Below are 8,288 nucleotides of genomic sequence, written 5' to 3' on the forward strand. Positions count from 1 at the left end.
GAATCCTACAACTCAAAGATAAAGGCGTTCCGTTCCCAGCTACGAGGAGTGGCGGAACTCTACTCTCTACTCTCCACTCTGAAATCAGTGGTGGAAGAGCCTCATACCGGTGAAAGCCATCACCATATTGTATTTGTCGGCGGTTTCGATGACGTTGTCGTCCCGGATGCTCCCGCCGGGCTGAACGATGTACCGCACGCCGCTCTTCCGCGCCCGCTCCACGTTGTCCCCGAAGGGGAAGAAGGCGTCGGAGCCGCAGGTGACGCCGGTCAGCCCGGCAATCCAGTCCTTTTTCTCCTCCGGGCTCAGGGGCCGGGGCCGCTCCGTGAACACCCGCTGCCACGCGCCGTCTGCCAGAAGGTCCTCCCACTCGCCGGAGAGATACACGTCAATGGCGTTGTCCCGGTCCGGGCGGCGGATGCCCTCGATAAAGGGCAGAGCCAGCACTTGGGGGTGCTGCCGCAGCCGCCAGCCGTCCGCCTTGGTCCCCGCCAGACGGGTGCAGTGGATGCGGCTCTGCTGGCCCGCTCCCACGCCGATGGCCTGGCCGTCCTTTACGTAGCAGACGGAATTGGACTGGGTGTATTTCAGGGTGATGAGGGCCACAAGCATATCGGTCTTTGCCTGCCGGGGCAGGTCGTGACACTCCGTCACGATATTGCTCAGAAGACTCTCGTCAATCCGGTATTCGTTCCGGCCCTGCTGGAAGGTGACGCCGAAGACGTCCTTGTACTCCTGGGGAGCGGGGACATACTCCGGGTCGATCCGGACCACGTTATAGCCGCCCTTCTTCTTACGTTTCAGAATCTCCAGGGCCTCGCCGGTATAGCCCGGGGCGATGATGCCGTCGGAGACCTCCGCCTTGAGGTAGCGGGCGGTGTCCGCGTCGCAGACGTCGGAGAGGGCCGCCCAGTCGCCGTAGGAGCACAGCCGGTCCGCCCCCCGGGCCCGGATGTAGGCACAGGCAATGGGAGAGAGGTCCCCGGCCTCCTCCACAAAGTACATCCTCCGCTCGGTCTCACTGAGGGGCAGGCCCACGGCGGCCCCGGCGGGGGACACATGCTTGAAGCTGGCGGCGGCGGGGAGACCGGCGGCCTCCTTCAGCTCCCGGGCCAGCTGCCAGGAGTTCAGGGCGTCCAGGAAATTGATATAGCCGGGCCTGCCGTTGAGCACCGTAATGGGCAGATCGCTCCCGTCCCGCATGAAGATGCAAGAGGGCTTCTGGTTGGGGTTGCAGCCGTATTTCAGTTCCAGTTCCGTCATAGTGCGCTCCTTATCAGTCAATTTGTTTCATCCAATCCTCCACGTCGGAGAAGAACCGGCAGAGGTGATAGCCGTCTCCGGCGGCATGGTGGAGATTCAGGGAGAGGGGCAGGGTCATTCTGCCGTCCCGGTTCTCCGCATAGCGGCCCCAGGTGACCACCGGGGCCAGCCATGTGCCGGAATCAAAAATGTGCATGTCAAAGCTCTTATAATGGACCCAGGGCAAGCAGGAGACGTCAAAAATATTGGGCGGGATATCCTGCTGGTCAAAGCCCCGGCAGCTTTCCAGGCGGGACTGATCCTCCAGATACCGACGGTAAAAGGTCCGGAAATCCGGGTCATATGGGGTCACCAGCTTGGAAAAGCGCCGGTCCGTTTGATGAAAATGGGCGTAGTAGGGGGATACGGCGTCCCAGATTCCCGGTTCACCGTTCCCGTCACGGCCCATCCGCAGTTCCTCCCGGCAGTTTACGGCGGCGCTGACTACCCAGATCATGGAGGGATAAAAGCGGCAGTCTCTTCCCTGGAGGGTCCGCAGAAAATCGGTAACGTCGATTTCCACCGTCAGGCTCATGACGCAGCGGAGATCGTCTATGAAGTGCCGGTAAATAGGAGCCCGTTCCCAGGTCTCCATATCCAGTTTTCGAAAATGCATAACAGCCTCCTAAAAAATTTGATTTTTCAGGAGGCGCTGTCAAGTCCGCGCTTCACGGTCCCACTCCTTTCTGAAAACTGAAAAGCCGTTGGGGTCAGACTCTCTCTTCTTCCGCCGCCCGGCGGCATACCAGCTCCGCCGCCCGGGGCAGAAGGACCCACTCCGCCTGCTCCATCACCCGGCGCTGCAAAACCTCCGGCGTGTCGCCGGGGAGGACCTCCACCGCCTTTTGCAGCAGGATGGTTCCGCCGTCGGGTATCTCGTTGACCAGGTGCACCGTGGCCCCGGTGACCTTGACGCCCTTCTCAAGGGCGGCCTCGTGAACCTTCAGTCCGTACATCCCCCTGCCGCAGAAGGAGGGAATCAGGGCCGGGTGGACGTTCAGGATCCGGTCCGGCCAGCGCTTCACAAAGGCCTCCGACAAAATGGAGAGAAAGCCCGCCAGAATGATGACCTCCGCCCGGTATTCCGTCAGCTTTTCCGTCAGCCCGGCTTCAAACTCCCCCTGGGTCCGTCCCCTCCGGGGGACGGCGAAGCCGGGGACGCCGTGGTTTTTCGCCCGCTCCAGGGCATAGGCCCCGGCAGCGCTGGACAGCACCACGACGATCTCGCCATGGGGAATCTCTCCCCGCTCCTGAGCGTTCAGAAGGGCCTCCAGATTGGTTCCGCCGCCGGAGACCAGGACGGCAATTCTCGCCCTGCCCATACTCACACCACCGGGGGGCAGACCTCGCAGAAGGAAACGCCGGCGTCCCCCCGGGCCACATGGCCCACCGCCTCCGCGTCCGTCTCTCCGGCGGCGCGGAGAAGCTCCAAAGCCTTTTCCGTCTGGTCCTGCGGGACCGCCAGCACCAGACCCAGGCCCATGTTGAAGGTGTTGAACATGTCCCGCTCAGAGATATTCCCCCGTTTGGCGATGAGCTCAAAAATGGGGAGCCGGGGCAGCATGGCGGCGTAAAACCGCGCTTCCAGCCCCCGAGGCAGCATCCGGGGCACGTTCTCAAAGAAGCCGCCGCCGGTGATATGGGACGCGCCCCGAAGGTCGATTCCCCCGTCCAGAAGGGCCTGAAGGGCCTTCACGTAAATCTTCGTGGGGGTCAGAAGAACCTCCCCCAGGCTCTTGCCCTCCAGGGCCTCCATAGGGGCGGCGAGATCGGCGTTTTCAATGTCGAAGACCTTCCGCACCAGAGAGAAGCCGTTGGAGTGGATGCCGGAGGAGGTGAGGCCGATGAGGGCGTCCCCCTCCCGGACCCGGCTTCCGTCGATGATTCTGGGCCTGTCCACCACGCCCACGGCGAAGCCCGCGATGTCATAGTCGCCAGGGGCCATGACGCCGGGGTGCTCGGCGGTTTCGCCGCCAATCAGGGCGCAGCCGGACTGGACGCAGCCCTCCGCCACGCCGGAGACAATGGCGGCCACCTTTTCCGCGTCGTTTTTGCCGATGGCGATGTAGTCCAGGAAAAAGAGGGGCTTTGCGCCGCAGCAGATGATGTCGTTGACGCACATGGCCACGCAGTCGATTCCGATGGTGTCGTGCCGGTCCAGCAGCTGGGCGGCGCGCAGCTTGGTGCCCACGCCGTCGGTGCCGGAGACAAACACCGGTTCCGTCATGCCCGAGAGATCCGGGGCGAAGAGCCCGCCGAAGCCCCCGATGCCGGAGACCACGCCGGGAATGCGGGTGCGCTCCACCAGGGGCTTCATCAGACGCACGCCCTCATAGCCGGCGGTGATGTCCACCCCGGCGGCGGCATAGGCAGAGGAATGGGAATGTTCCATAGAAAGACCTCCAAATTGAATTAGTAATTAGGAGTTAGGAATTAGGAGTTGGAATCAGGAGCTGCCGGAATCCGAGAAAATTCCTAATTCCTCATTCCTAATTCCTCATTTTCATTCGCGCCCGGTCCAGCAATACGTGCAGATTTTCTCCCGGTCGATGCCCACGGCCTCCAGCAGACCTTCCAAAGACTGATAGCCCAGGGAGTCAAAACCCATCTCCTCACAGATGGCCTTCAGCATGCACTGTCCCCGCTCCGCAGAGGCGTCGGCGTACTCCTCCAGATGCTCCTGGCCCTCGTCCCCCTCCAGAGACTGGATGATTTTCCGGCTCAGCAGCTCCATGTCGGAGTTGCTGCGGGAGAAATTCAGATACTTGCAGCCGTACATAATGGGCGGGCAGGCGGACCGCATGTGGACCTCCTGGGCCCCGGACTCATAGAGGAACTCTACCGTCTCCCGGAGCTGGGTGCCCCGGACGATGGAATCGTCCACGAACAAGAGCTTCTTGCCCTTGATGAGCTCCGTCACGGGAATCTGCTTCATCTTGGCCACCTGGTTCCGGACCCCCTGGTCCGCGGGCATGAAGGACCGGGGCCATGTGGGCGTGTACTTCACGAAGGGCCGGGCAAAGGGCTTGCCGCTGCGGTTGGCGAAGCCGATGGCGTGGGGCAGGCCGGAGTCCGGCACCCCCGCCACATAATCCACCTTGGGCAGCTGGCCCCGCTGGACCTCGTCCCGGGCCATGATCTCCCCGTTGCGGCAGCGCATGACCTCCACATTCATGCCCTCATAGGTGGAGTTGGGATAGCCGTAATAGGTCCAGAGGAAGGCGCAGATCCGCATGTCCTTCCCGGCGGGGGCCAGGGTCTCCCAGCCCTCCGGGGTGATGCGGACGATCTCCTGGGGGCCCAGCTCATAGGCGTCCTGATAGCCCAGTTTCTGATAGGCGAAGGACTCGAAGGAGACGCAGCAGCCCTCCTCATTCTGGCCGATGAGCACCGGCAGACGGCCCAGCCGGTCCCGGGCGGCCAGGATGCTGTCCGGCGTGAGGATGAGGATGGTCATGGAACCCTCAATCTGCTCCTGGGCGCAGCGGATGCCGGACACCAGGTCGTCCTTTTGATTGATGAGCGCGGCCACCAGTTCCGTGGCGTTGACCTTGCCGGAGCTCATGGCCATGAACTGATGTCCGTGGTCGGAGAAATAGGTTTCCACCAGTTTCTCGGCATTTTGGATGATGCCCACGGTGGAAATGGCGTAGAGTCCCAGGTGGGACCGCACCAGCAGGGGCTGCGGGTCCGTGTCGCTGATGCAGCCGATGCCCGCCTGCCCCCGGAAGGTGCTCAGGTCTTTCTCAAACTTGGTGCGGAAGGGTGTGTTCTCAATGTTGTGAATCTGCCGCCGAAAGCCTGTTTCCCCGTCATAGACAGCCATGCCGCCCCGGCGGGTGCCCAGGTGGGAATGGTAGTCCGTGCCGAAAAACACGTCCAGCACCACGTCCCGTTTGGATATCGCGCCAAAAAAACCGCCCATTGCAGCCTCCTTTACTTCTTGCGCCTGTGGAAAACGAACCAGAGCCCGGCCCCCAGCGCCGCCGCCAGCAGTACCAAACAGGCGATTCCGGCGGGGGTGGTAGAGACAAAAATCACAGTGGGGCCGTCCGGTCCTCCGATGACGCCCATTACAGCGCCTCGTTCATCCGGCGCATGACCTCGGCATAGGCGTCTTCCACGCCTCCCAGGTCCCGGCGGAAGCGGTCCTTGTCCAGCTTTTCGTGCGTCTGTGAGTCCCACAGGCGGCAGGTATCGGGGCTGATTTCATCGGCCAGGACGATGGTCCCGTCCTCCAGGCGGCCGAACTCCAGCTTGAAGTCCACCAGGGTCACGCCGCAGGAGGCCCAGAAGGCCTTGAGGAAATCATTGACCTGGAAAGCATACCTCTTGATGGTCTCAATCTCCTCCTTCGTGGCCAGCTTCAGGGCCAAAGCGTGGTACTCGTTCAGCAGGGGGTCCCCCAGGTCGTCGTTCTTATAGGAGAACTCAATGGTGGGCTCGTCGAAGACGATGCCCTCCTCCACGCCGTAGTGCTTGGCGAAGGACCCGGCAGAGATGTTGCGGATAATCACCTCCAGGGGAACGATGGAGACCTTTTTCACCAGGGTCTCCCGCTGGCTCAATTCCTTCACGAAGTGGGAGGGCACCCCGGCCTGCTCCAGCTTCGCCATGAAGCGGTTGGTCATCTGGTTGTTGATGACCCCCTTGCCTGAAATGGTGCCTTTTTTCACCCCGTTGAAGGCCGTGGCGTCGTCCTTGTAGTCCACGATGTACAGATTGGGGTCGTCGGTTCTAAAGACCTTCTTGGCCTTGCCCTCGTAGAGCTGCTCTCTCTTCTCCATGGTAAATCGACCTCTCCTTATTTTAAAATAGCCAAAATAGTCTGTTAAATTTCCTTCATCGCCATATCAACGATTTCATCAACGGTGGGCTCCCGGTCTTTGGGAAACCCGTCGATCAGCTGAGGGTAATAGATCAGATCGCTGCCGCCGGGGTGGCGGATGCTTTTTTTGAACTTCGCCACCAGCGCGGCGTGCTCTGCCTCAGTCAGCGTCCGCCCGGTCTTTTGATCCCGGACAGTCTGGATGGCCTTCACCAGCTCCGTAAGCTCTTCCCTGGACAATTCCCGGAACATCCGCAATCCCTCCTCAGCCGTCCAGCTCCGCCTGGAGCCGCGCGTCCTTCTCCGCAATCTGGGCGGCCATGTCCCGACGGGCGGCGTCCAGCCTGGCGGCCAGCGCCTCGTCGGACACCGCCAGAATCTGGACCGCCAGAATGGCGGCGTTTTTCGCGCCGTTCAGGGCCACCGCCGCCACGGGGATGCCGGAGGGCATCTGAACGGTGGACAATAAAGCGTCCAGCCCGTCCAGGGCGCCTCCCCTCATGGGGATGCCGATGACGGGCAGGGTGGTGTTGGCCGCGGCGGCTCCGGCCAGATGGGCGGCCATGCCGGCGGCGCAGATGATGACGCCAAAACCGTTTTTCCGGGCGCTGCCAGCGAACTCCGCCGCCTGGGCGGGGGTCCTGTGGGCGCTCATGATGCGGGCCTCATAGGGGACGCCCCATTCCTTCAGCTGGGCGCAGGCCCCCTGAACCACCGGCCAGTCGGAGTCGGAGCCCATCATAATGGCGACTTTTTTCATATCGTGTTCTCCCTTCATCATCGTCAGTGGGAACCGCGCCGGCTCTCCCGGCGCAAAAGGTCATACCTCAAAAGGTCATACCTGAATTGTATCGGTTTCCGGCCGCCGCCGCAATTGACATTTTTGACAGTTTCCACTTTATTTCCTGTCCCATTTCCTACTTTGTTACGGAATTCTGCCGGACGAAGCGGCAGCCGCGCCCCCCATTTTCCGGAGAACGCGGCTGCCGCCTGCTGTGGTCTCATCTGATTTTGGTGTCCGGGCAGCCGGACCGCACTCCCGCCGGGAACCGCTCCGCAAAACACGGGGATGACGGCTCTCAGCTGGCCCTAGAAGGGTCCCAGGCCGTCGGGACCCATGTCCTGCCAGCCGCCGTCCCCGCCGCCGAATCCTCCGCCGTTTCGGGGCTGTGCGCCCAGGCCGACGCCGGAGGTGGTTTTGGCGGTTTCGAAGTAGCTGAGCTGCACGCAGTAGAAATTGGGCAGGTAGAACAGGGACACCGCCAGAGTCCAGAGGGACTGAATCAGCACCCAGGCCCAGACGGGGAAGCCCAGATAGGTCACGGGGCTCAGGACGCCGGGGCTCATCAGCACGTCCTGCACGCTGAGGCCCACATTCTGGAGCACCCTGTAGTACACCACCAACGACATGATATAGGCCGGCAGGGCAGACAGCAGCGACCAGCCCAGATAGCTCAAATCCAGGGTGAAGAGCTGGCTCTTGTAGCCCAGAGTCTGGCGCTTGCTCATGTCCAGGGCCTCCATGACGCCGATGCCGGGATTCTCACAGAGGTTGTACAGGGCGAAGCTGTAGCGGTAGCCGGCGATGAAGCCGGGGATGATGAACAGCAGAGACCATAGGAAAATAAAGAAGAATTCCACAATCTCCAGACAGATGATCTTCCCCACAAAGGAGAACCCGTCAAACAGCGTCAGATACTCCGCCCGCTCTCCCCGGCGGACGGCCATGCAGTACAGGACAAACCCCGCCCCCAGCACCGAGGCCAGCAGCCCGGTCATAATGGAGATGAAGGTCCCCAGAAAGCCGATATCTGCAAAGCTGTCGATGAGATTCAAGAGCATCAGCAGGGCCAGATACAGCGCCGTCATCAGCCTGGCGGGCATCTGGGCGGTCCGCAGCAGCTCCGCCGCCTCCCGCTTGCGCTCTCCGCGGTTAATCATTTCAAACATCACGCAAAACCTCCTTCAGCCGCCTCTTCGGACAAACGCCGGGCGGCTTTCTTTTCCAGTTTATCACGCCCGGCGTCAGTTGGCAAGTGCCGCCGTCTCCCGGGCACGGAAATCAATTTTGCAAAATTGGATTCAAAGAGATAAAATAGGAACTATGAGAAAGAACATAGTAGAATATTTTGATGAAGTAGAAACAAGGCGGGAATAC

10 protein-coding genes are annotated in these 8,288 nt (G+C 61.5%); all 10 read right to left on the reverse strand.

Going from position 1 to position 8,288, the window contains the following annotated elements; translation table 11 throughout:
• Positions 1-84: 84 nt before the first annotated feature.
• Complete coding sequence (locus Q0063_RS13730; protein ID WP_297872526.1) at positions 85-1,263, reverse strand: phosphoribosylaminoimidazolecarboxamide formyltransferase; 1,179 nt, start codon at positions 1,261-1,263, stop codon at positions 85-87.
• Between the two features lie 13 nt (positions 1,264-1,276).
• The gene (locus tag Q0063_RS13735; RefSeq protein WP_297872527.1) at positions 1,277-1,918 is read right to left on the reverse strand and encodes a CatA-like O-acetyltransferase; all 642 of its coding nucleotides are present in this window, start codon (positions 1,916-1,918) and stop codon (positions 1,277-1,279) included.
• Between the two features lie 94 nt (positions 1,919-2,012).
• Entirely contained in the window at positions 2,013-2,624 is a 612-nt protein-coding gene (purN, locus tag Q0063_RS13740) for a phosphoribosylglycinamide formyltransferase (protein ID WP_297872528.1), read from the reverse strand.
• A gap of 2 nt (positions 2,625-2,626) precedes the next feature.
• Positions 2,627-3,694, reverse strand: coding sequence for a phosphoribosylformylglycinamidine cyclo-ligase (gene purM / locus Q0063_RS13745; protein WP_297872529.1), 1,068 nt, complete (start codon positions 3,692-3,694; stop codon positions 2,627-2,629).
• A 111-nt stretch (positions 3,695-3,805) separates the two neighbouring features.
• Complete coding sequence (locus tag Q0063_RS13750) at positions 3,806-5,227, reverse strand: amidophosphoribosyltransferase (protein ID WP_297872530.1); 1,422 nt, start codon at positions 5,225-5,227, stop codon at positions 3,806-3,808.
• Positions 5,228-5,238: 11 nt separating this feature from the next.
• Positions 5,239-5,376 carry a hypothetical protein gene (locus Q0063_RS13755; protein WP_297872531.1) on the reverse strand — a complete coding sequence of 46 codons (138 nt, stop codon included), beginning with the start codon at positions 5,374-5,376 and terminating at the stop codon, positions 5,239-5,241.
• Positions 5,376-6,089: a phosphoribosylaminoimidazolesuccinocarboxamide synthase gene (gene purC / locus Q0063_RS13760; protein WP_297872532.1), complete on the reverse strand. Its 714-nt coding sequence runs from the start codon at positions 6,087-6,089 to the stop codon at positions 5,376-5,378. Before purC ends, Q0063_RS13755 begins: the two co-directional genes overlap by 1 nt.
• Before the next feature lie 44 nt (positions 6,090-6,133).
• Positions 6,134-6,382 carry a bacteriocin immunity protein gene (locus Q0063_RS13765; RefSeq protein WP_297872533.1) on the reverse strand — a complete coding sequence of 83 codons (249 nt, stop codon included), beginning with the start codon at positions 6,380-6,382 and terminating at the stop codon, positions 6,134-6,136.
• A gap of 13 nt (positions 6,383-6,395) precedes the next feature.
• Positions 6,396-6,890, reverse strand: coding sequence for a 5-(carboxyamino)imidazole ribonucleotide mutase (gene purE / locus Q0063_RS13770; RefSeq protein WP_297872534.1), 495 nt, complete (start codon positions 6,888-6,890; stop codon positions 6,396-6,398).
• Between the two features lie 329 nt (positions 6,891-7,219).
• Complete coding sequence (locus Q0063_RS13775) at positions 7,220-8,080, reverse strand: DUF975 family protein (protein WP_297872535.1); 861 nt, start codon at positions 8,078-8,080, stop codon at positions 7,220-7,222.
• Positions 8,081-8,288: the final 208 nt, after the last annotated feature.

Source organism: uncultured Oscillibacter sp. (assembly GCF_947654275.1).
Classification (GTDB): Bacteria; Bacillota; Clostridia; order Oscillospirales; family Oscillospiraceae; genus Oscillibacter.